We start from the raw sequence: 224 nt of genomic DNA, 5'->3' as shown, positions 1-224 counted from the left end.
AGACCGCCGGAGCCGGTCATCACGAAATTCGCGTCGGTCCCGGCCTCTGAATCCTCCGCATAATCCAGATCCAGTACGGGTTGCCCGGCGTAGAGACCACAGGACACCGCGGCTACGTGATCTGTCAGCGGGTCCGTAATGATATCGCCTGCCTTCATCAGCTTGTTGACGGCAAGCCTCAGCGCGACCCAGGCCCCGGTGATCGACGCGCAGCGTGTGCCGCC

Annotated in this window: 1 pseudogene; it reads right to left on the bottom strand. The window is 63.4% G+C overall.

The annotated features are described in order from the left end of the window. Window positions 1-224, bottom strand: a pseudogene (gene rph / locus E0702_RS18700) (ribonuclease PH); the annotation flags it as partial.

The sequence above is a fragment of the Halomonas marinisediminis genome, from assembly GCF_004347715.1.
Taxonomy (GTDB): domain Bacteria; phylum Pseudomonadota; class Gammaproteobacteria; order Pseudomonadales; family Halomonadaceae; genus Halomonas; species Halomonas icarae.
The sequence above is the reverse complement of the archived record's forward strand: the minus strand, read 5'-3'. Positions and strand labels throughout refer to the sequence as shown.